A 207-nucleotide genomic window follows, 5' to 3' on the forward strand; every position below is an offset into this window, starting at 1 on the left:
GAGTTCCCGACGAGACCACGATCCTCAACTTCCGCCATTTGCTGGAGCGGCACCATCTGACTGAGCAGCTGTTCGCGGAGGTGAACGGCCATCTCGCCGACCAGGGGATCACGCTGCGCTCGGGGACGCTGGTGGACGCGACGATCATCGACGCGCCGTCCTCGACGAAGAACGAGGCCCGGGCGCGCGACCCCGAGATGTCGTCCA

The 207-nt window shown here is 66.2% G+C and carries 1 pseudogene; it reads left to right on the top strand.

Features of this window, described 5'->3' with window-relative positions:
• Window positions 1–207, top strand: a pseudogene (locus AB6A65_RS16415) (IS5/IS1182 family transposase); the annotation flags it as partial.

This window comes from Rhodosalinus sp. FB01 (genome assembly GCF_041365715.1).
Taxonomy (GTDB): Bacteria; Pseudomonadota; Alphaproteobacteria; order Rhodobacterales; family Rhodobacteraceae; genus Rhodosalinus.